Annotated in this window: 24 protein-coding genes; 9 read left to right on the top strand and 15 right to left on the bottom strand. The window is 46.7% G+C overall.

Annotated elements, in window-relative coordinates; translation table 11 throughout:
• Nucleotides 1–29: 29 nt before the first annotated feature.
• Nucleotides 30–1,463 carry a tetratricopeptide repeat protein gene (locus I5M27_RS08155; RefSeq protein ID WP_200505703.1) on the bottom strand — a complete coding sequence of 478 codons (1,434 nt, stop codon included), beginning with the start codon at nt 1,461–1,463 and terminating at the stop codon, nt 30–32.
• A gap of 268 nt (nt 1,464–1,731) precedes the next feature.
• Between I5M27_RS08155 and I5M27_RS08160 the strand changes: the two genes are divergently transcribed.
• Nucleotides 1,732–2,274, top strand: a complete 543-nt coding sequence (locus I5M27_RS08160; RefSeq protein WP_200505704.1) for a heme NO-binding domain-containing protein — start codon at nt 1,732–1,734, stop codon at nt 2,272–2,274.
• 25 nt (nt 2,275–2,299) lie between these two features.
• Here I5M27_RS08160 and I5M27_RS08165 read toward each other — a convergent pair whose 3' ends face one another.
• The 4 genes from I5M27_RS08165 to I5M27_RS08180 form a co-directional block, all read right to left on the bottom strand.
• A complete protein-coding gene (locus I5M27_RS08165) occupies nt 2,300–2,743 on the bottom strand; it encodes a hypothetical protein (RefSeq protein WP_200505705.1) in 444 nt (147 codons plus the stop codon).
• A 243-nt stretch (nt 2,744–2,986) separates the two neighbouring features.
• Nucleotides 2,987–3,718 (bottom strand): zinc ribbon domain-containing protein, encoded by a 732-nt coding sequence (locus I5M27_RS08170; protein ID WP_200505706.1) that lies wholly within the window; start codon nt 3,716–3,718, stop codon nt 2,987–2,989.
• Nucleotides 3,719–3,724: 6 nt separating this feature from the next.
• Nucleotides 3,725–4,822, bottom strand: a complete 1,098-nt coding sequence (locus I5M27_RS08175) for a Nif3-like dinuclear metal center hexameric protein (protein WP_200505707.1) — start codon at nt 4,820–4,822, stop codon at nt 3,725–3,727.
• A 51-nt stretch (nt 4,823–4,873) separates the two neighbouring features.
• A complete protein-coding gene (locus I5M27_RS08180; protein ID WP_200505708.1) occupies nt 4,874–5,326 on the bottom strand; it encodes a DUF1569 domain-containing protein in 453 nt (150 codons plus the stop codon).
• A 50-nt stretch (nt 5,327–5,376) separates the two neighbouring features.
• On the opposite strand from I5M27_RS08180, the gene lpxK reads away from it, so the two are divergent.
• The 4 genes from lpxK (at nt 5,377) to miaE (ending at nt 9,755) form a co-directional block, all read left to right on the top strand.
• Entirely contained in the window at nt 5,377–6,474 is a 1,098-nt protein-coding gene (lpxK, locus tag I5M27_RS08185) for a tetraacyldisaccharide 4'-kinase (protein ID WP_234462444.1), read from the top strand.
• Nucleotides 6,475–6,501: 27 nt separating this feature from the next.
• Entirely contained in the window at nt 6,502–8,379 is a 1,878-nt protein-coding gene (locus tag I5M27_RS08190) for a putative porin (protein WP_200505709.1), read from the top strand.
• Nucleotides 8,380–8,581: 202 nt separating this feature from the next.
• A complete protein-coding gene (locus tag I5M27_RS08195; RefSeq protein ID WP_200505710.1) occupies nt 8,582–9,043 on the top strand; it encodes a hypothetical protein in 462 nt (153 codons plus the stop codon).
• 118 nt (nt 9,044–9,161) lie between these two features.
• Nucleotides 9,162–9,755, top strand: coding sequence for a tRNA-(ms[2]io[6]A)-hydroxylase (gene miaE, locus I5M27_RS08200; RefSeq protein WP_200505711.1), 594 nt, complete (start codon nt 9,162–9,164; stop codon nt 9,753–9,755).
• Here the strand turns inward: miaE and I5M27_RS08205 are convergent.
• Entirely contained in the window at nt 9,752–9,967 is a 216-nt protein-coding gene (locus I5M27_RS08205) for a hypothetical protein (protein ID WP_200505712.1), read from the bottom strand. The genes miaE and I5M27_RS08205 overlap by 4 nt on opposite strands.
• Before the next feature lie 150 nt (nt 9,968–10,117).
• Between I5M27_RS08205 and I5M27_RS18710 the strand changes: the two genes are divergently transcribed.
• Nucleotides 10,118–10,246: a hypothetical protein gene (locus tag I5M27_RS18710; protein ID WP_262896445.1), complete on the top strand. Its 129-nt coding sequence runs from the start codon at nt 10,118–10,120 to the stop codon at nt 10,244–10,246.
• Here I5M27_RS18710 and I5M27_RS08210 read toward each other — a convergent pair.
• Together I5M27_RS08210 and I5M27_RS08215 are read right to left on the bottom strand one after the other, a co-directional pair.
• A complete protein-coding gene (locus I5M27_RS08210; RefSeq protein WP_200505713.1) occupies nt 10,243–10,539 on the bottom strand; it encodes a hypothetical protein in 297 nt (98 codons plus the stop codon). The two genes, I5M27_RS18710 and I5M27_RS08210, sit on opposite strands and share 4 nt — an antisense overlap.
• A gap of 101 nt (nt 10,540–10,640) precedes the next feature.
• Nucleotides 10,641–11,906, bottom strand: a complete 1,266-nt coding sequence (locus I5M27_RS08215) for an asparagine synthetase B (protein ID WP_200505714.1) — start codon at nt 11,904–11,906, stop codon at nt 10,641–10,643.
• A gap of 142 nt (nt 11,907–12,048) precedes the next feature.
• Here I5M27_RS08215 and I5M27_RS08220 point away from each other — a divergent pair, with 142 nt between their 5' ends.
• Both I5M27_RS08220 and I5M27_RS08225 read left to right on the top strand, forming a co-directional pair.
• Entirely contained in the window at nt 12,049–13,287 is a 1,239-nt protein-coding gene (locus I5M27_RS08220) for an ABC transporter permease (protein ID WP_200505715.1), read from the top strand.
• Nucleotides 13,288–13,361: 74 nt separating this feature from the next.
• Entirely contained in the window at nt 13,362–13,679 is a 318-nt protein-coding gene (locus I5M27_RS08225) for a hypothetical protein (RefSeq protein ID WP_200505716.1), read from the top strand.
• 75 nt (nt 13,680–13,754) lie between these two features.
• Here the strand turns inward: I5M27_RS08225 and I5M27_RS08230 are convergent, their stop codons facing one another.
• The 4 genes from I5M27_RS08230 to I5M27_RS08245 form a co-directional block, all read right to left on the bottom strand.
• Nucleotides 13,755–16,076, bottom strand: a complete 2,322-nt coding sequence (locus tag I5M27_RS08230; RefSeq protein ID WP_200505717.1) for a hybrid sensor histidine kinase/response regulator — start codon at nt 16,074–16,076, stop codon at nt 13,755–13,757.
• Nucleotides 16,077–16,180: 104 nt separating this feature from the next.
• Nucleotides 16,181–16,594, bottom strand: a complete 414-nt coding sequence (locus I5M27_RS08235; protein ID WP_200505718.1) for a response regulator — start codon at nt 16,592–16,594, stop codon at nt 16,181–16,183.
• 50 nt (nt 16,595–16,644) lie between these two features.
• Nucleotides 16,645–17,337, bottom strand: a complete 693-nt coding sequence (locus I5M27_RS08240; protein WP_200505719.1) for a sensor histidine kinase — start codon at nt 17,335–17,337, stop codon at nt 16,645–16,647.
• A gap of 62 nt (nt 17,338–17,399) precedes the next feature.
• Entirely contained in the window at nt 17,400–18,866 is a 1,467-nt protein-coding gene (locus I5M27_RS08245) for a sensor histidine kinase (RefSeq protein ID WP_200505720.1), read from the bottom strand.
• Nucleotides 18,867–18,990: 124 nt separating this feature from the next.
• Here I5M27_RS08245 and I5M27_RS08250 point away from each other — a divergent pair, with 124 nt between their 5' ends.
• Nucleotides 18,991–19,983: a hypothetical protein gene (locus I5M27_RS08250; RefSeq protein WP_200505721.1), complete on the top strand. Its 993-nt coding sequence runs from the start codon at nt 18,991–18,993 to the stop codon at nt 19,981–19,983.
• A gap of 130 nt (nt 19,984–20,113) precedes the next feature.
• Here the strand turns inward: I5M27_RS08250 and I5M27_RS08255 are convergent, their stop codons facing one another.
• The 3 genes from I5M27_RS08255 to I5M27_RS08265 all read right to left on the bottom strand — a co-directional run bounded on the left by I5M27_RS08255 (nt 20,114) and on the right by I5M27_RS08265 (nt 26,531).
• Entirely contained in the window at nt 20,114–20,848 is a 735-nt protein-coding gene (locus I5M27_RS08255; protein WP_200505722.1) for an SIMPL domain-containing protein, read from the bottom strand.
• A gap of 196 nt (nt 20,849–21,044) precedes the next feature.
• Nucleotides 21,045–22,172: an efflux RND transporter periplasmic adaptor subunit gene (locus I5M27_RS08260; protein ID WP_200505723.1), complete on the bottom strand. Its 1,128-nt coding sequence runs from the start codon at nt 22,170–22,172 to the stop codon at nt 21,045–21,047.
• Nucleotides 22,173–22,181: 9 nt separating this feature from the next.
• Nucleotides 22,182–26,531: a CusA/CzcA family heavy metal efflux RND transporter gene (locus tag I5M27_RS08265; RefSeq protein ID WP_200505724.1), complete on the bottom strand. Its 4,350-nt coding sequence runs from the start codon at nt 26,529–26,531 to the stop codon at nt 22,182–22,184.
• Nucleotides 26,532–26,628: the final 97 nt, after the last annotated feature.

Below are 26,628 nucleotides of genomic sequence, written 5' to 3' on the forward strand. Positions count from 1 at the left end.
CCACATTCTCTCATTCACTCATTCAATAATTACAGCGTCGAAAGCCCGATCTTGGCCTTTGAATCGATGCTGTTTTTGTATTCGTGTTTGGGGTAAGCCAGCGCTTTCTTGAAGTATTTGCGGGCCGTGGTTTTATCGTTTCGTTCGGCAGCTAAGTAACCTAGTTGCAGGGCAGCATTCGGCGCAAAATAAGAAGCCATATTTCCGGCCGTTTCTATCGTTTTCTGGTAATATACAACGGCGGAATCATCTTTGCCTAAACCCTGAAAAATGCGCGCTTTGCGGTAAAACAGTTCGGTTTTTTCTTTTTGTGTAAGCCGGGATGCGGGCTGGAAATGCTGCAACGCTATAAGGGCTTTCTGATAATAACCGCCGTCGGCGTGCAGCCGGGCTTTTACCAGGTGTTTGTTTATTGCCTCCTTATTTTCTACAAATTTCTGGGCGTATTTGTCTTCTTCTACCACGGCGGCGCCGGTATTATTTATGCGGCTGTAATATAATTGTGCTGTCAGTGGGTCGTCGCTTAAAAGACTGGCCAGGTATAATTTAAAGTTGGCATCTTTCCGGTAATGTTTGCCTTGGTAATGCTCCAGGAAATACTGGTTTTCGCGTAAAGAACGCGCATAATCGCCTTTGTAAAGAAACATATCGGCTGCCATGTGATGCAGGTACGGGAATTCCAGGTAGCGGCTATCGGTGGGGCGTTTCTGAAAGATTGCCAGCGAGGCGTCGCAGTTTTTGTTTTTTTTCAACATGCTCATGGCCAGGTACGTAAACAGCAGGTTATCCGGATTCTCGGCCGCCAGTTTATTCATGAATCTGGGGCCGGAATTATCTTTACGGTTCATCCAGTCCTGGGCAAATTGCAGGTAAATACTGGCTTCGGTCTGAAATAAATTCGGCATACGGGCCGCTGAACTAAGGTTAACCAGACCGCTTTTTATATCGCCGCGCATGCCCAGAATATTAAAAACCCACTGGTAGCTATCGGGCACGGAACCAATTATTACCTGCAGCAAACCCAAGGACTTGCGGTTCGGAATAAAATCGGGATACAGTTTCTGATTTTCTTTTAGCAATAAAAATGCGCTGCGTACGTGCCAGGCGGCCTGCACTTCGTCGGCAAAAAAAACTTCGCACATGGCCAGTTGCAGTCTTATTTCGGCCTGGGCGTAGCGTTTGTAAGGCGTTTTTTCTTTTAAAGCAGCCAGCAGATCGAGCCGCTTTTCCTGCTGTGCGCGCAGACTTTTATACACCTTTTCATTCTGCGAAACCAGCACCGTCAGAAAATCGGCATAATTGGCAACCAGCAACGCACAGGCATTATCATGGTCTTTCTGGAGTTCGGCCTGCAATAATTGTTTCCCGGAAGCAACCCGCAGTTTAATAATTTCCTGGTATGCCTGCTGAACGGGTTTGGTAAATTCGGAAGTGGCCGCGGCCGGAAAAGACAGCAGGAGCAAAAAAAACGCTATGGTTTTCCGGGTAAAAAGTACTTTAAATAAAAAAATAAGACTATTCACGCGGGTGATTAAAACTTTTTGCGGTTTGCAGGCTATAAAAGGTGCCAAACAGGTAAAAAAATATTATGATTATTTACGAATAAATTCCGTAAAGTTGCGGGCATCCGGCTAATTTAGGCGATTATTGCCGGAGCGCAAAAATATTGCTTTATAATTAAAGCCGCTGTTATTGCCGGGGTTGGTTTTAATTGCTTACTCACAAGTTTATATGCACGGATTTATCTTTATTGAGTACGAAAAATTTGCTTTAAACCACCTTTCCTACAAAGCCTGGGATGAGATTCTGGCGGAAAATAATTTACAGGACCGGCAATACAACCCCGTGACTATTTATCCCGATTCCGAGATCAGGGCTTTACTCAGCAGTGTTTCCAGGCGCACGCAATTACCGCAGGAACAGTTACTGGAGCTTTTCGGCATGCACTTGGTACCCGACCTGATGAAAGTTTACCGCGCGTACATAAATCCTCAATGGCGCACGCTCGATCTGCTGGAACATGCTGAAAATACGATTCACGTTTCCGTAAGAAAAAGTACGGCCGGAGCAGCGCCGCCTATTCTGCAGGTATTCCGGTTACGCCACAATGAAATTGAGATCCATTATGTGTCGGAAAGAAAAATGATAGAATTAGGCGTTGGCATTATCAAAGGCCTGGCCCGGTTTTTCAACGAAACCGATAACATTTCGGTTGAACTGCTCAAGAATGAAGCAGCGGGAAGCAGTAAAATAATGGTGCGCCAGCTTTTCTGAACCTAAAAAAAACTATAAAATGCACTCAGGTCTGGAACTCGGGTTTAAGCGCTGAATAATCCTGGGTTTTTTCACTCAACCAATCCAAAGCTTTTTGCGGGTTTTTATAAAAACGGATCTCGCACGGAAGCTGGTAATTCTGGATCAGGAAATTTACATTATTGAGGATATCCTGTTCCTGCACTTCGTTTCCGGCACCAATCCGGGCAATTTTCTTCAGGTTACTTTTTTCCAATACCGAGCCTATAAACTCCCGGCTCCAGCACATGTTTTTGGTAACAAGTTCCTCCGAATGCCGCGCATCTATGAGCCATTTTTCTATTTCCAGCTCGGAAGTCAGTTTCAGTAGCGCCCGAAAGCCCCGCATAAAGTCTTCCGATGTCAGATAGTTTCTCCAGCTTACCTGCAGCAAATTTTCTTCCCGTTTATAGCAGATCATTACCAGATCATGTTGATATACCACTTCCATAGCCTGCCCGTTTAAATTTTCACATGAATTTATTATTAAACGAATTAAATAAACGGATATTGATTTTTTGGCTAAGCAGAACGGCGTCCTGACCCGGCAATTCAGGCTGTTCAAACTTTTTTAAAAAACGCCCCTGAAAAACGCTATGTTTCTGGGCTTAAAAACCCTTAAAAAACTTTAGGAAACCAAAAAAGCCTTTAATTTTCATTAAAGGCTTTTTAATAATTTCAGTTTACCTGTTGCTTATACCGAGCGGTGCTCTACATCGGCTAAAATTCGGCCGCAGTGTTCGCAAACAATAATTTTCTTTTGAGAAGCAATATCGGCCTGGCGTTGCGGCGGAACCGTGTTGAAGCAACCCCCGCAGGCATCGCGTTTTACGGTTACTACTGCCAGACCATTGCGTACGTTGCCGCGGATCCGGGTATAAGCCATTAATAAACGATCTTCAATGTGCTTTTCAGCTTCACCGCGTTCGTTCATCAGACTACGCTCGTCTTCTTCGCTTTCCGCTACAATTACCTGTAATTCCTGGTTTTTGTTCGTAAGGTCTTTTTTACGCTCTTCCAGACGCTGTTTGGTGCCGGCAATTTCCTGGCCTTTCTGATCGATCTGATAAAGTGCCTCGCGGATCTTTTTCTCGTTAATCTGAATTTCCAGTTTCTGCAGTTCGATCTCTTTGGATATGGCATCGAACTCGCGGTTGTTGCGCACGTTCTGCTGCTGCTCTTCGTACTTGCGGATCAGGATTTCTGAATCTTTAATGCCTTGCTTGCGGGCGCCGATCTGGTCGTTCAGGTTCTGAATTTCCTCGTCGAATTTCTGCACGCGCACTTCGTAGCCGGCTATTTCATCTTCCAGATCACGAACTTCCTCCGGTAAATCGCCGCGAACCCGCTTGATCTCGTCTAACTGGGAATCGAGGCTTTGAAGCTTCAAAAGGGACTCTAATTTACTGGCTACCGTACTTTCCATGTATTATTAGCTATATCTGACAGGATTGGTGTTGATTTTTGACAATAAGACTGCAAAATTAGAAAAGTTTTCGGAAATCAAATCATAAAATATTTCCTTCGTGAAAACTTCGCTCTCATAATGGCCGATATCGCAGATGTGCAGGTGGCCTTCCGCCTGAAAAAATTCATGATATTTCATGTCGCCGGTTATAAAAACATCTGCTAATTGCCGGCGGGCATCGTTGAGTAAAAAGCTGCCCGCGCCGCCGCAAATGGCCACCCGCTTGATCATGCCCGGTCCGTGAACGGTATGCTTTACGGTGGTCAAACCCATGTTTTGTTTTAATTCTTCCAGAAAATCGGGATAGGCAAGGGCAATCGGAATTTCACCGATCATGCCGGCCCCAACTTCCTGGTTCGCATTTTTTAAGGCGTAAAGATCGTAGGCTACTTCTTCGTAAGGGTGGGTTTTAAATAAGGCTTCTAAAACGCGGTTCTGCAAATGGGCCGGCAAAATTACTTCTAAGCGGTCTTCAATTATTTTTTCCGGTTTGCCAACCTGGCCAATGGTCGGATTCGCGCTGCCGGTTGGCAGAAAACGTCCTTCACCGGAAAGCTGGAAACTGCAATTTTTATAATCGCCGATCTGTCCGGCGCCGGCCTGGTGCAGGGCTTGTAAAACGGCTTCGGTATTTTCCTGGGGCACAAACGTTACCAGTTTCAGCAGTGCATCCTGCTTAGGACTCAGGATGGTGATGTTCTCTAAGCCTAGTTTATGGGCAATTTTAGAATTTACGCCGCCTATTACGCTATCCAGGTTGGTGTGGCTGGCATAAATGGCAATATTATGCTGAATGGCTTTAATAATGGTTTGCTCAACCATATTGCTGCCCGTCAGGCGTTTGAGTGGTTTGAAAATGACCGGATGATGCGCCATGATCAGGTTGCAATCGTGCAGAATCGCTTCCTCAATTACTTCGGGCGTACAATCCAGCGTGATCAGCACGCCTTTTACTTCGTCGTTCAGGTTTCCGGTTTGCAGCCCGGCATTGTCGTAACTTTCCTGCCAGGCCAGGGGCGCGAGATTTTCCAGGATGGTTATTACTTCTTTAATTTTGGTCATTTTGCAATTTACTTCTCGCTGAACAAACGTTTAAACTTTAAAGGCAAAAAATTAAACCCCGAACTGGGTTAAATGATGCTCTAAATGCTTGTAGAACATATTATTCCATTCCTGGCTGTTTAAAACGCCAAAAGAATGTGATTCCTTTCCCTCAAAATGCGTTTTGCCTAATTGCTGGGTTTTCTGGATATAATTAACCAACCGGTCCTTTTCCGCTTCGAAGTTTTTTTCATCTTTTATCAGGAAAGCAGGTGCCGTTTGGCCGTTCTGTTTAAATGGCTTTTCATTTACAACTGTATTCTTTACAAATAGTTTGAGCATGAATTTAACCAGGGCGTTCGGTTTGGGATGCTTTTCTTCGTACACCATTTCGTAGGTTACGTTGCAATGGGCCAGCATTTGGGCCACGCTCATTTTACCCCAGAGCGGCTGGGTTTGCGGGCTTAATTTATTTATCCGGGAAATCAGATCGGTGCTTACGGCTGGTTCAAAAACGTTTTTCATGCTTATACTAATTTAATTGTTCTGAATATAAGGCGGGCAGTTTAAGAATTATGCTCCACCCAATATCGCCGAAAATTAAGTATTTTTACCGCCACACCAATAAAACCTGCATGAAATTCCTGAAATGGCTGTTATTTCCATTTGCTTTACTTTACGGCGGAATCATGCTGTTGCGGAATTTTCTCTACGACCAGGGTATTTTCAAATCGGAGCAATTCGATCTGCCGGTTATCAGCGTCGGGAATTTAACGGTAGGAGGTACCGGTAAAACGCCCCACGTAGAATTTCTGCTGCGGCTTTTAAAAGACTATAAAACTGCAACGCTGAGCCGGGGTTACAAACGCAGCACCACCGGTTTTGTGCTCGCAAACCCTAGCGTTTCTGCAGCAACCATCGGCGACGAGCCTTTTCAGTATTATTTAGATTTTCCGGAAACCACGGTGGCGGTTTGCGAGAAAAGGGCGGAAGGCATACAACAAATTCAGGAACGGAAACCAGAAACGGAAGTCATTATTTTGGATGATGCATTTCAGCACCGCGCTGTTATGCCAAATTTAAATTTACTGATCACCGATTTTTACCGCCGTTTCGATACTGATTTTATGTTGCCGACCGGTTTATTGCGCGAGCCACGTTGGGGAGCAAAAAGAGCGGATGCAGTAATTGTGAGCAAATGCCCGGAAAACTTACTGGCTTCGGAAAAACAGCAGCTCGAAAACGGTATTAAAAAGTACACCAAAACTGCTACCCCGGTTTTTTTTACTTCGTACCACTACGGCGAAACCGTAGGGTTTGGAGCCGAAAAAGTCTGTTCTAAAAATGTAATACTCGTAACCGGAATTGCCAACCCCCAACCTTTAATAACCTATCTGCTGGAAGCCGGTTATGCCATACAAGAGCACCTGAACTGGCCGGACCATCATCATTATACCCAGCCCGATGTGGAGAAAATGCAGCAGGTTTCAGAGCGTTTCAGACCCGAAAACGTAAGCATTTTAACGACCCGCAAAGATGCCGTAAAACTAATGCAGCCTGCTTTTGCCGGAACCGTAAAACAACTGCCGTTTTTCTATGTGCCCATTGAAGTAAAATTCCTGGAAAAACAGGCGGCATTTGAACAAATGGTTTTGGCAACAGTAAAAGCTTAGGTTTAGGTATTTTAATTACTTTTGTGCGTGAACTTTAAGAAAAAGGCATTTTTACTGGCGCTGGCCGCTTTCGGATTTTACTTTCCGGCAACCGCCCAGATCACCAACGATTCTACCGTGCAGCTTTACGGCCCGGAAACGACGCGCGTACTTCACGAAGGCCGTTTTTTCCGGGGCAGTTATGAAGCTGTAACGGTAGATACTTCGCTTACCAATTTTTACAGCAGTTTTTACTGGTTTTCCGATACCACGTTTCAGCAGACTTTGGGTAATTTCGGGCTGGCCACCAAACCGCTTTTATTTCAACTTCCCGAAAGAATTGGCGTGCGGCTGGGCCGGAATGCCTTCGATTATTACGCTTACCAACCCGAGAATTTAACTTATTTCGATACCCGTTCGCCTTACACCAAACTTTACTATATACAGGGCTCTTTAGGCGAAGGTCTTTTTGAAGGCGAATTCAGCCGCAACATTAAACCCTGGTGGAATGCCGGCATTGCGTACCACCGCGTTACGGCTAACAAGCAGATCGGGGCCGCGCAACGCAAAGATTCGCAGGTAGACCATAATGGGGTGAAGGTTTACACCCATCTGCAAACTACTAATAACCGCTACCATTTGTTTGCCCATTACCTGCACACCAACCACGAGATAGTAGAAACGGGCGGCGTGGGGCTTTTAGAAACCGATACAACTGCAGCGGTTTATTTTGATTTTCCCAGCCAGAATGTAAACCTGACCCGGGCCACCGGCCGCGACATCCGGCATGCCTTTCATATTGGGCAAACCTACGCTTTGTTTGGCGAGCACCTGAAGTTGTTTTATAATTTCGACGAGCGCCGGCAAATGAACCGCTTCGATGATACCGGGCTGGCATTCGATTCTGTTGGCGGAAACCAGGTGGTTTTCTTTCACCCGAACAAAATAAATTACAGTGCCTCCGAAACGCATGACCGCAGCATTTTTTCGGAGTTTGAAAATACGGCCGGCATTACCGGTAACCAGAAACATTATTACTATACTGCTTATTTAAAGAACCGCAACGCCAAAGTAACCGGCCTTACCCGCGAAACCCAGCGTTTTAATCAGACCTTTATTGGCGGTGAGGCAGAAGGCAAAGTAACCGAACGCATTAAAGGCGCATTTAAAGGCGAATACAAACTGACCGACGAATATTTTGCGCAGGGCGAACTCCGTTTCCTGTTTTTAGGCGCCCGCCAGACCCGCATGCAATACGCGCCCACGCTCATGCAGCAAACCTATTTCGGCAATCACCACAACTGGCAAAATAATTTCGAAAACATTGCTTTAGACCGCACGGCTGTTTGGATTGAAGGGAAATTATGGAACAACTGGCTGCACCTGGAACTGGCCAATACCGCGCTGCGCAACTACGTTTTTTATAACCAGCAACAGCAACCCGAGCAGGTTTCCGCTTCGCAGCAATTCCAAACCGTTACCCTGAATCATCGGCTGGCGATCGGAAAACTGCACTGGGATAACCTGGCCGTTTACACCAATATCAATAAAGGTGATAAGATCCGGATGCCGGAAATTATTGCCAACACCAAACTCTATTACCAGGGCTTTATTTTCAAACGGGCCTTATTCGGGCAGATCGGCGTAGAAACCACTTACCGGACCGGTTATTCCGCTGATGCCTACAGCCCAAGCCTGCAGCAGTTTTACCTGGCCGATGCAGTAAACGATCCGCTGTATCCGAAAGTAGAAAGCTACCCGGTTGTGGATGTTTTCCTGGCAGCCGACGTTAAATCGCTGAATATATTCCTGAAGCTGGCCCACGCGAACGAAGGCCTGAACGGTAACGGTTATTTTACCACGCCATATTACCCGGGCATGCGCCGCAGCTTTATTTTTGGAGTAAAATGGATGTTCTTCGATTAAGCAGACAGCTATTTTAATCTAAAGTTTTAGATCCCCAGTTTTTAAGGAAAAGCCGGGGATCTTTTTTTCAGAAAAGGGTAGGGTTTCAGCCTCAAAAACGCAGGCCTACATCTTTATGTAAGGGCCAAAGAATGGAATTGTAAATCAAAACGCTTAGCTTGGTTCCATAATTAATATTCATGCTATCTCACAACTTTTTACCATGAAAACATTTAAAGCATTTGTATTCGCGCTTCTGATGCTGGGAGTTTCTTCGGCTTACGCGCAACAGGTTCATCTGAAAGGTAAACGGGTTTATCTGAACGACCAGCCTTACGGTTTTTTGCATAAAAGCGGTTCGGTCTGGGGTAAAGACTACCTGTTTCAAAACACCAAGAACGAAGACATTGTCACCGCCAAAGCCATGCACGTGGTTATGCCGAACGGTTACGATTATGTTTATTACGAAGTAACCTTTAAAGCCACCGGTCAGAAAGCGGAAATGGACAACGACCCGGAATTTGAGCGCAAACTGGCTTTCGACCTGGCCGGTTATAAAGTGCTGAAAAATGACCTGTTGAACCCCGAAGGCATTCAGAAATTTATGGAACGATACCCGACCACCATTTCCAAACGCCTGATCTCCGGCAATACTTACAAACCGCAGGCAACCACCGAAAAATAAAACGGTAGCTGTTTTAAACGAAAAACTATTCCTAATTTTGATGCCTTATCCGGCGGGTTTCCGCGGGGTAAGGCATTTTAGTTTTTTGCCCCCATACCATACCGTTTTTTGCCGCATCATGACCAAAACCATTCTTCGTTTAAAATTACCATCCGATCCGCGTTGGGTAAACATTGCTGAAAAGAACATTGCCGAGATTCTTATCGATCACGCGTATTGCGAACAAAAAGCGGCTTCCAACGGCATTTCCCTGATCGTAAAGTACCCGGATAAAACGAAGCTGGTAGAAGAAATGACCGCCTTAGTGGCCGAAGAGTGGGGCCATTTTGAGCGCGTGCTGGAAGAACTCAAAAAGCGCGGCTACGAACTCGGCCCCAACCGCAACGACGAATACGTAGTGGAACTGGTAAAACACGTCCGCAAAGGCGATACCCGTGAACGCCAGCTCATGGATAAATTATTGGTAAGCGCTTTAATTGAAGCCCGCAGCTGCGAACGGTTTAAGCTGCTCTGGAAAAATATTCCCGACGAAGGTTTGCAGAAATTCTATTACGAACTCATGGTTTCCGAAGCCGGTCATTACACCAGTTTCGTGAAGCTAGCCAAAGAATACATGCCGCACGACGTAGTAGAAGCTCGTTTCCAGGAATTATTAAAAGCCGAAGCTGATATTATTGCCCGGCTGGAACCACGCCCGGATAGGATGCATTAATTCATTTCTTTTTTGGTCAGCAGAAAATTGTAACGTACTCCAATTTGAAAGATAGCGCTCCAGTTATTTAAGGTTTGAAAACGGTAATTTGTTTCATCCAAAGGAACCCTGATCTTCTTTAAAGGAATGGCCAAACCGTATTGCAGCGTAGCTTTTAATTTTTTACCGCCCATAGCGCCCATTAAAGCCCATTCCAGGGTCGGTAAATGCATATATATATAATTAAATTCACGGGTTTCAGGCATGTCTGTATCCCAGGTTTTTTGGTAAAGTTCCGGATAAAAAATACCAGAATACTTTATTCCAAATCCATATTCTGTCTGATTAGAAATGTGGCCGGCATTAAATTGCAGGTAAAATTTATGAAATCTTCCTTCAAAACGATCGGCTACGGCCTTATTGGTCAGCCCATTTCCATAACCGGCACTTATTTCGAGCGAATTAAGAAAAGTGTTTTCCAGGAATTTGTAATACCCGATACCGCCATCTAAGTAATGATTTTAAGGTTGAAGTGATCTTTTCCTAAAAGCCGGTTCTTGATGAGATATTGGTGGTTGTAGTTAACAGCAGCTTTCACCGAAATATATTTTGTAGCCGCATACGAAACATCGGTGTTGAAACCCAGAATACTGCCGTAACCCGTACTGCCTTTTAGCTCCTGCTTTTCTTTATGCAAAGGAATATTCAAGGCATTGGCATCGTAAATAGCATCATGATTTATGATGGAACAAGAAGTAAGCAGGCTTAAGCTGCAGCAGGCAGAAAGTAATGATAAATTGCGCATAAAAACCGTATTATCAGCGCAAGATATGTTTGCAAAAGAACAAATGCTACTAATTTAGTAATGTTTAATTGTTATTTCTGCAAAGGCTCACAAACACTAAATCACGTTTTTAGCTTTTTCTTTTTCGCCGCCGGAAACAGAATATTGTTCAGGATCAGTCGGTAACCCGGCGAATTCGGGTGCAGGTTCAGGTCGGTTGGTTCTTCGCCTACCATGTGCTGGTAATCTTCCGGGTCGTGGCCGCCATAAAACGTCCAGGTGCCTTTCCCGAAAGTACCGTGCAGGTAACGAACTTCATTAGCCGCCGCATTTTCGCCCATAATAATGGTTTCCGATTTTATCAGCGGTTTTTTAAACGCGGTAGTCTGACCCATAAATCCTTTGATCGTTTTCACGTGATCCTGCGTGAGCATGGTCGGGATGGGGTCGTATTTGGCGGAAAAAGTAAAGAGCTGGAAATAGTCGTTATCTTCGGTCAGGTTGCGTTCATAAGGCTGGTTATCGATGTTGGAAAACTCTACGTTATAAGGGTCGCGGACCAAATTGAAATCCTTAAAAGCATAGGTTTTGCTGTAATCCAGTTTTTTGTCGGCATTCGGGTCTGCAGGATCGCCATCGAACATTACTTCGGCAATATCCACGCCTTCGGCTGCCAAAGCAATGTCGTAAGTATCAGTAGCAGAGCACATGGCGAATAAGAAACCACCGCCTGCCGTAAATTCCTTCATCTTTTTAACCACCGCCAGCTTCAGCTGACTTACTTTCTTAAATCCGTGTTTTTTGGCCGTTTCTTCGGCTTCCTCTACCTGCTCAATGTACCAGGGCGCATTGCGGTAACTGATGTAGAATTTGCCGTACTGGCCAGTAAAATCTTCGTGGTGCAGGTGGAGCCAGTCGTATTTCGGCAGGTCGCCGCGCATCACTTCGTCGTCAAAAACCACATCGTAGGGAATTTCGGCGTAGGTCAGCACCAGGGTTACGGCATCGTCCCAGGGCTGTTTGGTTTTAGGGGAATATACGGCAATTTTGGGCACTTTTTCCAGCTTCATTACGTCCATGTTCGCATCCGGGTCGTTTATCTGACCCAGTACGCTGCTGTAAGTAGCATCGGAAATAACCTGGTAACTTACATTGCGCACCACCAATTCATTTTCAATTTTAGGGTCGTGTTTAAACGCAAAACTGCCGCCGCGGTAATTCAGCAGCCAGTCCACTTCCAGCTGGTGCTGCAAAACCCAGAAAGCCACCCCGTACGCTTTTAAATGGTCTTTCTGGCTTTCATCCATAGGCACCAGCACGTACGTGGCAAACCCGGCGCGGGAAACCAGCGAAAGCAAAAGCAAAACGAATAAAAATCTGATCTTCATGCGAAATTATGGTCTAAACAAATCTACGAAATTTGCCCATCTTTGTCGGGAAAAGGTAGTACATTTATTCTTTGGAAAACGCTATGCTAGTAACGTTCAAAAGTGCTGCCGGCGTATATGCCATGGTATATAACCAGGTTTTATGAATCTGTTAGAAAATATTAAAGAAGGTTTGCGCGCCATTCAGGGCAATCTGCTGCGAACGGTGCTTACGGCCCTGATCGTGGCCATCGGTATTATGTCGCTGGTCGGTATCCTTACAGCGGTAGACGGCATCAAGCATTCCATCGATCAGACCTTTTCTTCACTCGGCGCCAATTCTTTCGATATAAAGGCCAAGGGGTACAGCAACCGGCGGCACCAGGGCGGGCTCTCCGAAAAAGTTTATCCGCCTATTTCGTACTTTCAGGCCCGGCAATACCAGCGTTACTACGGCGATAAAGCGCGCATCAGCATTTCTACCAATATCACGGGTTCGGCCATTGTAAAATACAACAACATTAAAACCAACCCGAATTTCCAGGTGAAAGGCGGCGATGAATTTTACCTGGCCAACGAGAATTATAATTTCGAACTGGGCCGGCCGTTCTCTACTTTTGAGCTCGAAAACGGTACCGATGTCTGCATTATTGGTTATGAACTGAAGAACACCCTTTTCAAAAATGCCAACCCGCTTGCCAAACGCATTTCTTTTCTGGGCAAGCATTTTAAAGTAATCGGGGTGCTCGAACGCAGCGGTTCCAGTATGGGAGGCCGCGGCAGCGACCGGTTGATCTTAATTCCGCTCGAAACGGCCAACAATTTACCCCGCGACCGCGAACTTACCTACAACATTAAAACCTCCGTTCCGAACGCCGAAACCCTGAACTACATGCTGGGCGAAGCTACGGGCGTAATGCGCAAAGTACGGCAGGATAAACCCGGCACCGAAGATTCTTTTGAGATCACCCGATCTGATTCGGTTTTAAAATCCCTCGATTCTATTTCGGGCGGCATGAAAATGGGCGGTTTCCTGGTGGGTTTTATTACCTTGCTGGGCGCTTCCATTGGTTTAATGAACATCATGATGGTTTCGGTTACCGAGCGTACGCGCGAGATCGGCATCCGGAAAGCCCTGGGTGCAACTTCCCTGCAGATCCGCCAGCAATTTCTGATCGAAGCCATTGTAATTTGTTTGCTTGGCGGCATTCTGGGCATTATTCTGGGTCTTTTAATGGGAAACATGGTAGCCGGTTTTATTGGCGAAGGCGGCTTTATTGTGCCCTGGCTTTGGGTAATGGTGGGCCTGATCATTTGCGTAAGTGTTGGTTTGATCTCGGGCTGGTACCCGGCTTTCAAAGCCTCGAAACTGGACCCGATAGAATCGTTACGTTACGAATAAAACGCTATGGTTTTCTGCCTGAAAAGTAAACAACCCTCACCAATTACCATAAAGGCGGTAAATTCTATTATGCCATGATGCAGTTGAATATTCAGGAATTTCTTCAGAAACTAGCCACCGAAACGGAAATTCTGCCCCAGGTGCGCGAACAGGTGCAAGCCGAAATTGAAAAGTACGAAGGCATGCGGCTGGTGCTGGGCAATACTGGTCAGAACCCGGAGTTCACCCGGAACCTGCTTGCTGAAATCGATAATTACCTGGAATGCCTGAATCTGATTGCCCAGAAGTTCCGGTACCCTCAAATGGCTTTAATTAAAATAAACGATCACGATAAACCCGAAATTAACCAGGCAGTTTTACAGATCCTGAAAAAAATTAACCTGAGAAACTAAAAAGTCCGGCTGCATAAGCCGGACTTTTTTGCTGTAAAACGCTACCGTTTTTGCGTAAAAAACTGCAGCCGGATATTAAAGTTGTCTGAGTTTCTGAATGGCAATTTCGCAGATCTTTCGGGTGCGGTCCAGCAGTTTCTGCACCATTTCCTGCTCCTCCGGATTTTGCGCGTTCTGTTCAATGGCTGCCATGTTCATTTCCAGCTCTTTTATCCCGATCAAAAACATGCTCGATTTTAAACGGTGGGCAATGGCTTTTACATTTGGCCAGTCGTTTTCATGTATCGCTTCCTGCATTTTCTGCAAACTTTCGGGCGTACCGCTGATGAACATGCCGATTATTTCATCCATAAAAGCCTGGTTTCCGGCCGCCATTTCTTTCAGGAAAGTCAGGTCAATATTAACTTCCCCCATATCCTCAGAATCTGCCGGATTTTCTTCTCTAAGATCCGGTTTGAAAACGATGCCCGGTTCTTCCTGCACCAGATCATATATTTCGGAAAGCAGCTCGTTTGGTTTCAGCGGTTTCGATACGTAGGCGTTGGCTCCGGCGAGCATGCATCTTCCAATTTCCTGTTTGGTGGCATGCGCCGTAAAAGCAATGATCGGAATATTGCTTTTGGCGCCCATTTCATTGCGGATGTATTTCGTAGCTTCGTAACCGTCCATTTCCGGCATCTGCATATCCATGAGCACCACGTCGTAGTCGTTTTCTTTCAGCATATCTACGGCAATGCGTCCGTTGGCCGCAATATCGAGCTCAAAACCCCAATCGGTGATCACTTTGCGGGCTAAAAGCTGGTTTATTTCGTTGTCTTCAGCTAAAAGCACGCGTACTGCACCCAGTTCTTTCGGATCGATCTCATCTTCCTGGGCAGTAAATGTTTCCGGCTGGCTATCAGCTTTCCGGAAAAGGAGGCTGAAACTGAAAGTACTGCCTTCACCAACCCGGCTGCGTACCTGCAATTTACCGCCCTGCAATTCTATAAGTTGCTTGGTAATGGTCAAACCCAGGCCGGTGCCGCCGTATTTGCGCGTAGTATCGTTGCTGGCCTGCGAAAAACTTTCGAAAACCGAATCCAGTTTATCTTCCTGAATGCCAATGCCAGAGTCCTGCACTTCAAATTCGAGCAAAAGCGTATCGGTGTTTTCTTTCACGTTGTCAACCAGCACGCGTACTTGTCCGTCTTCGGTAAATTTAATGGCGTTACCGATCAGGTTGGTCAGGATCTGGCTGAGCCGCACCGAATCGCCGGTAACTTCATCCGGGATCTGCGGATCAATGATCACTTTCAGGCGGTTGCGGCGTTCGTTTGCTTTAGGCGTCAGCAGGTCAATGGTTTCGCCGATCAGTTTGCGCAGGTTGAAATTGGTTTCTTCCAGGTGAATTTTGCCGGCTTCCATCTTAGAAAAATCGAGCAGGTCGTTTAGAATTACCAGCAGGCGCTCGGAAGAAGTATGAATGGCGTCCAGATACGTGCGCTGCTCTTCCGAAAGCTGGGTTTTCTGCAACACGCCCGTCAGTCCCATAATGCCATTCATCGGCGTTCGGATCTCGTGGCTGATATTGGCCAGGAATTGCTGTTTCATTTTCACCGATTCTTCGGCCATTTCCTTGGCTTTCTGCAACGCTTCTTCGGCTTTAACCCGGTCTGTGATGTCGAAAGAAAAGGTCATTAAGCCCCGGCATTTACCACCTTCGCCGTAAACGGGCTGGTACAAAGTTTCGAAACAATAATCGTTAATTTCGTTTGTAGCCCGGTGTATTTCTCCGCGCATGGCTTGCTGCAGCTTTTCAATCACTTTCGGGTAAGCGGCATAAACATCAAAGATCGATTTGCCGATGGCCGAATTGTTTTCCCGCCCCACGAGTTTTAAACCTTTCCCGGCCGAATAAGTAAAAATGCCGTTTTCATCGATCCGCGAAACTACCACCGGAATATTCTCGATGATGGTTTGCAGCTGGGATTGGGCGTTTTGTAATTCCTGCTGGGCGGCTTTCTTTTCCTGCTCGATCCGGCGCAACCGGATAGCGCTGCGCAAACTCTGCGAAATGCCTTCGGGCGTAAGCAAGCTCTTGGAAATGTAATCGGAAGCACCCAGCTGAATGGCTTTGGCTGCCACCCGCTCGTCGCCGTAAGAAGTTACCAGCAAAATGGGCACTTCTGCGTCCATTTTCCTGATCTTCTGCAATAATTCCAGGCCATCCATGTCCGGCAGCTGGAAATCGATGAAAATACAATCAAAAGCCTGGGATTTTACATTCTCCAGTCCTGTGGTCCCGGTATCGGCCAGCACGGTTTGGGAAATTATTCCAGCCGCTTTTAACGACCGTTTTATGGTCATGCGATCAACTTCGTCGTCGTCGATGATAAGAAGGTGCAGCGATTCGGTCATGTTGCGCGGAAGCATTTTGGAGCAGGAGCATTGCTGCCCGGGTGGTTCAGACTTTTTTAGCGTAAAACCCTAGCGTTTTTTAGTGTTATTCCGGATTTGAAAGCTTATAAGCGCTCGCAAAGTTTCCAGTAACTGTCCAGGGTTGCAACTGAGGTAATGAATTTCTCGAAGGAAAGCGGTTTTAGAATGTAGCCGGCCACGTTCAGGTTATAGGCATTCAATTTATCGCTGTCTTCGTTGCTGGTGGTCATTACAAAAACGCTCAGGTGCTTCAGGTTCTCATCTTTGCGTAATTCCTGTAAAAATTCGATGCCGTTCATTTGCGGCATATTAATGTCCAGGATAATGATCTGGGGAATGGGCACGATCTGGTTGCGGAGCATTTCCAGTGCCTCCAGGCCGTTGTGTGCAATAAAAAGGGGGTTGGTTATGCTGTTCTTTTTAAATGCCCGCTGCACATTCATAATATCTACTTCATCGTCTTCAACAAGCAGAATATTTACCAGTTTTTCGTTCATACCTTTTAGAGAAATTGTTATTTATTAAACGCCGGCCTTTAAAATAAACGTTAAATTTTGGGCCAGATAACCGTAACGCGGAAACCACCGGAAGTGTTTTCGGCAAAAATCTGCCCGCCTGCAAAGGTTACGATTTTATTCACAATAGCAAGGCCGGCACCGGTTGTTTCCATGGTGTCTTTGGGCGCTGATGTATAAAACATGGTGAAAATTTTAGGCAGGTTGGCTTCTGCCATGCCCGGCCCGTTATCTTCTACCACAATCCGGATATTATCCGTTTCATCCTGCAGGGTTACCAGAATTTCGGTCTGGGTTTTATCGTTGAAAAGGATAGCGTTTTGGAGCAACTCCTGCAGCACATAAGTAAGTTTGCCGGCATACGTTTTAAAGACCGGTACCTGCCCTGACTGACGAATGATGATATTTTTGCCCGTTGTCAGGGAAGTGCTTAAAACTTCGATCTTTTGGCTAAGGTCAATTTCGGAAATTTCCAGTTCGTGACGGGCCACGCGGGAAAAATCGAGTAAAGCCGAGATCATTTTATCGAGCCGGGCAACGCGGTTTCTTAATAACCGGAAATTTTCTTCGCTGTCGCCGGGCAAATTGCCGGCTAAATCTTCTTCAAGCCAGGCCGCCAGGTTGTTTACTGCCCGCACCGGCGCTTTCAGGTCATGGGAAACAATGTAGGCAAATTCCTCATATTCGGCATTCAGTTTCAGCAAGCGGGTTTCGCAATCTTCCACAGGGTTGTAATTTTAAATGTATAAGCAGCTTAATTTATCAGGCAACGGCGTTTTATCTGGATTTATCTCGGCCAGGTAAAAATAAAGGAAGTAAATTCATTTTCCTTCGATTCTATCCGGATCCGGCCGCCTTTTTCTTCGATGATCTTTTTTACAATAGCCAGTCCAATGCCGGTGCTTTCGCGGGTATCGCGTGCTTCTATGGTTTGAAACACCCCGAATATCCGGTCGTGAAACTGTTCTGGAATGCCCGGACCGTTGTCTTTTACCATAAATTCGTAAAAGCTGCCGGCTTCGCGCCAGGTTATTACGGTAACCCCATCTGGTTTATTGTTATACTTAAAGCTATTGCCGATCAGGTTGCTTAAAACCTGTACCAGCATGATCTTCTGGGTGGTGAGGGTAAGCGGCTGGGTTGGCAAAATGATCTGGTAATTTGACGGTGGCGCCAGCATATCGATAATATTGCCCAGTAACGTGTTTACTTCGAAGGTTTCGGGAGCAATATCTTTCCGGCCTACTTTGGAATACGCCAGAATCCCGTTGATCAGGTTTTCCATGCGTTGCACACGACCCCGCATAAGCTCGAGCTTTTTCATGATCTCCGGATCCTTGTCGGTAATATCTTCCGAGATCCATTCGGCCAGGTTGTTAATGGCCCGGAGCGGCGCTTTCAGGTCGTGTGAAACCACATAGGCAAACTGGTCGAGCTCTTTGTTGGCTTTGGTCAGGTTAGTAAAATACAAATTTAATTTATCAACCATGGTGTTCAACGATCTGGACAGCAAACTCATTTCGTCTTTTTTATTGTCTGTCAGGTGTCCTTTAAAGTTACCTTTGGCGATCTGGTCGGCCAGGTTTATCATGGCAGTAAGGCGTTTTCTAACCGTTTTACCTAATAAATAAGCAATGAAAATTCCTGTAATAATTGCCAGCACCGTTAAGATACTGGAAATAATACGGGTGTATTCCAGGGATTGGTGAAAGAGCTTTAGTTGCTCGTTTTTATTTTCTAGGTGGTGGCGGTCGAATTCCTCGAATTTCCGGCGCAGCAGATCCATTTTCATTTTGCCGTAGCCGGTTTTTACCAACGTATCGAGGGCAAGCTCAAAATCAGCCTCGTATTTAGGATTTTTTATTACTTTCCGTTTGGCATCGATCACAACCAGCGAGAAATTATCCCGCCAATCTTCTTCAATCCGGCCGATCTCTTCCAGGAGCCTAATTTCTGCTGTATCTTCCAGCAAAGGCATAATTTCTTTATAGATCCGGTTTCCTTCGTCGTGCCCTTTGTGGTAAGGCTGTAAAAAAGATTCGTCCTCGCCAATTAGAAATCCCCTGAAACCGGTTTCCATATCAACCAGGCTTTTTTGCATTTTTTCAGACTGCCGGAGAACTTCAGAAGAAAGCTGCACCTTATCCATCCTATGATCAAGCTTGGCAGACTGATAAAGGTAAGAAAACGTGACAATGGAAAAAACCAGCAAGATCAGACCGATCCCGAGGTAAAGCTTGGTTAGCAGTTTCATGAAAAAGTAATATCCGGAGTTATAAAAGTAAGCACTCTTTCGCGCAATTCAAAAAAAAGCCATTGCTAGTTCCGGGTTAATATATTAGGGCCTACCTTTGCAGCTCCAACACAAATTTTCAGCCATGAATCTGCGGCTTTACGACCCTTTTGCAAACATGACCTTCAGCGAACATGCCTGCTTTCTGTGCGGCACCATCGTGAACGATACCGAACGCTTACCCGTTTTTCCGGCCTGGCTCCAGAAACGCTATGGTTTAGCGGCCAAAAACCTGATGCTGCTCGACCAAAGCCAGATCGCCTTCGGCGAAATGACATTGCCATGCTGCCCAGGCTGCCAGAAAACGGTAGGGGAATTAGAGGAAAAAGTACTAGTCGCGAACGATAACGGCCTGCAGGGCTGGCAAAACCTGGATGAAAAATCGATCTTCCTTTGGCTGGCCAAAATTTATTACGGCATTACCGTTACCGAGCTAAAAGCCGAACGTGCGCCGCTTATAAAACCCGAGCACAGCGTTGGCGAAAATCCCAAAATGCTGCAGAAGCTGCAATCGCTTTTTATGCTGTTGCAAGCCTTGCGGGTACCCGTAGAGTTCGATGATTTTACGCCGGCATCGGTTTTCCTTGTACCGCTGCAACGAGAAACAACTGAACCGGAATTTAATTACCGCGACGATATTACCACCATGATGTTCAGTTTGCAGCTCGACGACGTGCTGATCGTGAGCCATCTGCTGGATAACGGTTTCCTGAAAAAAGCTTTAACACCGGTGTTGCGCGCCATAGAAGGCGAGCAACTTCACCCGATCCAGGCGGCCGAATTTAGCGCGCGCGTGTATTATGCCGCCTACCTGTTTAATCTGATCCCCGATTATTTTGTCAGAAGCCAGAAACCCGGCGATACGCATTTAATTTACGATACTTTGGTAGATGATATTACCGGTTCCATTTTCAACCCCTGGGAAAACGACGTTTATGCGACCGCGCTCGAAAAATTCTGGCAACCCTGGCATGTCTCACGCCCGCAGATCCTGCAAAACCCCGACCTGCCGTTAAGCTTTTTGCTAACCGAAGAAGGCACGTTCCGGAAACTGGAAAGCTGGGAAATTCCGGTTTAATTTTTAAAAACATTAACTGAAAAAAAAGCTGCCTCCATTTTCGGAAGCAGCTTTTTTTATGGATTGAATTTTGATTTTTTTAAGTTTTAAAAAAGTCCTGATACCAGATACCTGCTACCAGATACCAATATTATTGCTCGATCACAAAACTGGCTTCAACCGTAGAGGTTACAGTAATTTGGCCGCCTGCAATGGTTGGCCCACCGGCATCCATGGAAGCGGCTTCGCTCATTTTGTTGATCATCACGCCACGATACGGAATTGGGTAACCGCCACCGGTATTTTCGGAAAGTGCATAAACGCGGCCCACTTTGGCGCCTAACTGCGAAGTAAGCAAGGTCGCTTTCTCCTTCGCTGCTTTTACGGCTAACTTCCGGGCTTCGTCGCGGTGTTTCTGCAACTGCGACGTCCGGAATTCGATGCCATCTACGCGGTTGGCGCCGGCTTTATAAACCCCGGAAAGCAGTTCATCGAACTTATCGACTTTTTTCACCAGAACCGATACCGTTTTTTGTGCGGTGTAGAAATCAGGGTTGGTCTGGCCGTATTCGCCGCTGTTGTAAATTGGTTGAACAGTCATAAAAGTTGTTTGCACGTTTTTCGGATCTACGCCGTATTTTTTCAGGTAATTCAGAATGGATGCTACTTTCTCGTCGTTTTGTTTGCGGGCTTCTTCCAGGGTTTTTCCGCGCACATCCACGGCCAGGTTCAGCATAATTTCGTCGGGCTGCACTTTAATTTCACCGGTTCCGGAAACGTAAACCAAAGGCGGTAAAGCTATAGATGAAACAGGCGGCTGAATTTGGGCAAAAGCGGTTAAACTCGTAAGGAATAAAGCAGAGAGGAGGGAGGTAAGGCGTTTCATAATTTTGATTTGATAATTCCGGTTAATTTTCGTTGCAGTTTACAAACTTAATGCCTGAAATGGAATAGATGCCAAACGGTATGCTTTTGTTGCAAAAAAACGGCCCGGCAGAAATGTATTTCTATTTCTGCCGGGCCGTTTTTTATTGATTCTTGGATTTAAAAACTTACCATGAATAATAAATTAAAACAATAGTTTATTCTTCCTCACCGGAATTCTTCAAAGCCATTAAAAGGGTATAAGCGCCTTCAAACACCACGTTTTTTCCTTCGAAAGCCGCTGCATTTTTAATTTCCGTCCAGTTGTTGCCGGTTACGCCGGTTTCGGCCGGAACGAGTTCAAACGAATCTTTTCCTTTGGCTACAAACAAAAAATCTTTGCCTTCAAAACTCACCACGGCTTCTTCCGGAACGGCCCAGCTTTCAGTTGTAGCTTGCTCTATTTCGGCATTCACGTACGCGCCCGGCACCAAACCCAAACTGTTTTTTAAATTCGCATGCACTTCAACTGAACGATCGGCCGCAAAAGTTCTCCCGGTGAAGATAATTTCGCCGGCATACTTTTTTTCCGGGTTGGTGTTCGTATAAGCCACTACTGACTGGCCGGGAGCTAACCTGGAAATGTCCTTTTCAAAAACTTTCAGATTCAAAAGCAAATTCTGCGGATTCACCAGTTCAAAAAGCACATCCGAAGGCGAAGCGTATTTCCCGACGTTCACGTTCACTTTTGCTACGTAGCCGTTGAAAGGCGCATGCAGTTTTATGGTGCGGGTAATGGCATTTGAAGATAAGGTTTGCGGATTGATGGAAATGAGTTTCAGTTTTTCGCTTAAAGCCTGCAACGCAATTTTATTGGCCTGAAATTCGGCGGCGGCTTGCTGAAAAGCTTTATCGCTGGTGGCTTTGCTTTGGTTCAAGTCCCGTTGCCGCTCAAATTCCGCTTCCGTCATTTTAAGCTTGGCTTTGGTCGTCAGGTATTCCTGCTGCAGTTCAATGTATTGGTTATCTTCCATCAAAGCCAGCACATCGCCTTTCTTAAAGGGTTTGCCCGGAATCAAGCTGGTTGCTTTTACGTAACCGCCCAAGGCATTGCTCACCGATACCAGATTTTGCGGCGGCAAATCTGCCGTGCCATTCAATTTTATGGTGTACGGAATAATTTTCTTTTGCAGCGGCTGCATGGTTAGCTCGAAGTTCTTTAGTTGAGCCGGGGTAAGTGTAACGAGATTCGCCGCCGTTTCTTTCGGGGTTTCCCGGGTTTCGGTTGGAGTGGAAGAGCAAGCCACAAGCAGCCCGATTCCCAGCAATAAAAATATATTTCTCATGGTAGGTTCTTATTTTGAAAGCAAATATTGAAGGGTGATCACGCTCTGGTTCAGCTCGCTCAGGTAATTGAAATAATTCGCCTGTAGCTGCAAGGCCTGGTTATTAAGCAGCACCCATTCCAGATAATTTATTTCGCCGGCGGTAAATTGTTGCTGCGCCGTTTTTTGCATGATGGTTGCGTCCAGAAGTTGGGTTTGCTCGTAACTGGCCACCAACACTGCGTATTGCTTATATCTAGCCAATGTGGTTTGAAAGGCCGTTTGTAGTTCCGCTTTTTGCCGTTTGAGTTCGTTTTGCGCTATATCAACCTGTTTTTCCGAAGCCTTGATCTGAGCCCTTTGTGCGCCCGAAAAAAGCGGAATTCCCACGCCAACTTCTACTGAACTAAACCGGTTACGCGAAGTCATCATCTGATTTTCGACTTCCGTCCGCACAAAACTCTGGTTGAAATATCCCAAACTCAGCGATGGTAATAACTTCGATCTTTCCAGTTTTAATTCCGCATCGGCCGTTTTAAGTTGTTGCTGTACAACCTGCAAAGTGGCGTGTTCCTGCAATAAAACGCTATCTATTCCGGCTGAAAAACTCAGCTTTGGAGATGTTGGAATTGGCTCCACAGGTTCGGAAGCATTCAGCAATAATTGCAGCTGAAGTTTCGCGATTTGGATTTCGGTTTGCAGTTCGCGGAGTTGGTTTGCGCTGTTTTCCCGTTGAATGCGCGCCGAAGTTTTTTCCAGCTGATCGGTAGCACCTTTGGCAAAACGGAGTTCAGCGCGCTGCAGAAAGGCCTGGTACAAACTGTCGGTTCTGAGCAGGATCTTTTCCTGTTCCAGCAGCACCAGGATGTGGTAAAAAAGTCCGGTTACGTTTTTCTTCAGTTCGGCTTCGGCCAGTTTGGAATTTAGAACCGCGGTGTGCCATTCCTGCTCCAGTACTTTTTTCTGCCGGGCATAAACCGTCGGGAAATTCAGGGTCTGGGAAATGCCGATCCTGCTGTCGAAATAATTGCTGTTAAATTGCCCGAGTTCTGCTGTTGCATTCGTTTGCGGCAGATCATAAGCTGTTCTTATCCGAAGTTTCTGGTATTCGGCCAGGAGTTTGGTATTTTTAAGTTCAAAATTTTGCTCAGTAGCCTTCTTTAACACTTCCGATAAAGTCATCTGCTGCGCGAAAACATCAGTGCCGGATAATGACAGAATCCCTGCAATGAGTAAAGCTTTCTTAAAACGGGATTTTGGTAAAGTTGCTTTTTCAAACAAAATATAAAGCACCGGCAACACGAAGAGGGTCAGGAAAGTAGCCAGCAATAAACCGCCGATCACCACCGTAGCCAAAGGCCGCTGCACTTCCGCGCCCGCGCCTTTGCTTAATGCCATGGGCAGGAAACCCAGCGAAGCCACGAATGCTGTCATTAAAACCGGGCGCAACCGCACGCGGGTACCAGCCAGCACGATGCGGGAAAGATCGCGCATGCCGGAAGTTTTGAGGCGGTTAAATTCGGCCACCAGCACAATCCCGTTCAACACGGCCACGCCGAACAAGGCAATGAAACCCACGCCGGCGCTGATGCTGAACGGCAGGCCGCGCAGGGCCAGCAAAAAGATCCCGCCAATGGCCGATAAGGGAATAGCGGAATAAATTAACAAACTATTTTTCACGGAATTAAAAGCGAAATACAACAAAATGAAGATCAGCAGGAGCGAAAACGGCACCGCGATCATGAGCCGGTCTTTGGCTTTGTTCAGGTTTTCGAACGTGCCGCCGTAGGTAATGGTGTAGCCGGGAGGTAGGTTGAGTTGCTGGTCGGCTTTGGTTTGCAGTTCGTTTACCAGGCTTTGCACGTCGCGGCCCCGGGCATTAAACCCGACAATGATCCGGCGTTTGGCATCTTCGCGCTGGATCTGGAACGGACCGTTTTTCACTTCCACATCGGCCAGCTGGCGCAACGGGATCTGCAAGCCCTGCGGCGTAGGAATGAGCAAATTCCGGATGTCTTCCATGCTTTTCCGTTGCTCATCCGCCGAACGCACCACCAGGTCAAAACGTTTTTCGCCTTCAAAAACCAGCCCGGCGGTTTGGCCCGCAAAAGCGGTATTCACGATGCGGTTGATCTCGGAAATGGAGAGATTATATTGCGCCAAGGCCGGCCGGTTATATTCAATCACCACCTGTGGCATGCCCACTACCGGCTCCACGTACAGATCCTGGGTGCCTTCCACGGTATTGATGAGTTGCCCGAAACGCTGGGCGTAATAGGCAAGTGTATCCAGGTCTTCGCCGAAGATCTTTACCACAATATCCTGCCGCGCGCCGGAGATCAGTTCGTTGAAACGCATCTGCACCGGAAACTGGAAACTGGTATTCATGCCCGGAATGGCTTCCAACGATTTGCTCATTTTCTGCGCCAGTTCATCGAAACTTTCCGCCGAAGTCCACTGCTTTTTATCTTTCAGGGTGATGATCATGTCGCCGGCGTCCATTGGCATGGGTTCAGTAGGCACCTCCGCGCTGCCGATCTTGGTTACCACGCTTTCCACTTCCGGGTATTCGGTTTTCAGGATGTGCGCAGCTTTCTGCGTGGCTTTCAGCGTTTCTTCAATGGTGCTGCCGGTTAAGATCCGGGTTTCCACCGCAAAATCACCTTCTTCCAGCGCCGGAATAAATTCGCCGCCTAAGCGGGAAAATACCAAAATGGCCAAGGCAAATAAACCCAGCATGGTAGCTACCACTACTTTCGGGAAACGCAGCACTTTTACCAAAGCACCCTGATGCAGATTCTGCAAACGGTACATCATTTTATCGGAAAAGTTAGGCTTATGTTCCCGGTTTTTGCTCAGCACCAGCGCACTCATCATCGGAATATAGGTCAGGGAAAGAATGAAGGCTCCGATCAAAGCAAAGGCTACCGTTTGCGCCATTGGTTTGAACATTTTACCTTCAATTCCTTGCAACGCGAAGATCGGGAGGTACACAATGAGGATGATGATCTGACCGAAAACGGCGCTGTTCACCATTTTGCCGGCCGAAGAACGAACCTGACCATCCATTTCTTTTTGGGAAATAAGGTTAGATTGGCCGGGGAGTTTTTGTCTGTGATATAGCTGGTGCATCACGGCTTCCACAATGATAACCGCGCCATCCACGATCAGTCCGAAATCCAGTGCGCCCAGACTCATAAGATTGCCGCTCACGCCAAAAGCATTCATCATGATGATGGCAAACAGCATGGATAAGGGTATCACGGAAGCCACCAAAAGTCCCGCCCGGAAATTCCCGAGAAACAAAACCAGAATGAAAACCACGATCAAAGCGCCTTCGGAAAGGTTAATTAAAACTGTATCGATGGCGTTGTTTACCATTTTGGTGCGGTCCAGAAAAGGTTCGATCTCCACGCCTTCGGGCAGGGTTTTCTGGATGATGGCAATGCGGTCTTTCACGTTCTGGATTACCTCGTTGCTGTTGGCGCCTTTCAGCATCATCACGATCGCGCCGGCCACTTCGCCTTCGTCGTTATACCCAATGGCGCCGTACCGGATAGCATGGCCGATCTTGACTTCCGCAATATTTTTGAGTAGGACCGGAATACCGCTTTCGGTAGATTTCACGGCAATATTTTCGATGTCTTCCACCGAACCGATCAAGCCTTCACTGCGGATGTACAGAACGGTAGAAGCTTTCTCGATGTAAGCCCCGCCGGTGTTTTGGTTGTTCTCTTCCAGCGCTTCAAAAACATCGTTAATGCTCAGGTCAAAGGCCTGCAGTTTGTTTGGATTTACGGCTATTTCGTACTGCTTCAGCTTGCCGCCAAAGCTGCTGACTTCCGCCACGCCTTTCACGCCGAGCAATTGCCGCCGCACGATCCAGTCCTGAATTGTGCGCAGATCGGTTTCGTTGTAACGGTCTTCGTAGCCTTTTTTTGGCTTCACCACATACTGATAAATTTCGCCCAAGCCAGTGGAAATGGGTCCCATTTCCGGCGTGCCGATGCTTTCCGGGATCTGGCTTTGCACCTGTTGCAACCGTTCGGCTACCTGCTGGCGCGCCCAGTAAATATCGGTTTCATCGGTAAAAACAATGGTAACCAGCGACAAACCAAAACGGGAAAAACTCCGGATTTCTTCCAGCCCGGCTATGTTGCTGGTAGCCTGTTCAATGGGAAACGTAACCAAACGTTCGATATCGGTGGCGCCGAAAGATGGGGCGACGGTGATGACCTGCACCTGGTTGTTGGTGATGTCGGGCTGGGCATCGATGGGCAGGCGGGTGGTTTCGTAAATGCCCAGCCCGATGAGCGCGAGCGTAAATAGCCCGATCAGCAGTTTATTCCTGACGGAAAACGCGATGATTTTATTCAACATGAAAAATTCTGTTAAGGCCGCTTAAGAAAAAAAATAAATACCCGTACAGGCAAAAGCGCGGCGCAATTGCTGACGAAAACTAAAAAGAAGGAAAGGG

It is taken from the genome of Adhaeribacter terrigena, assembly GCF_016623615.1.
Classification (GTDB): domain Bacteria; phylum Bacteroidota; class Bacteroidia; order Cytophagales; family Hymenobacteraceae; genus Adhaeribacter_A; species Adhaeribacter_A terrigena.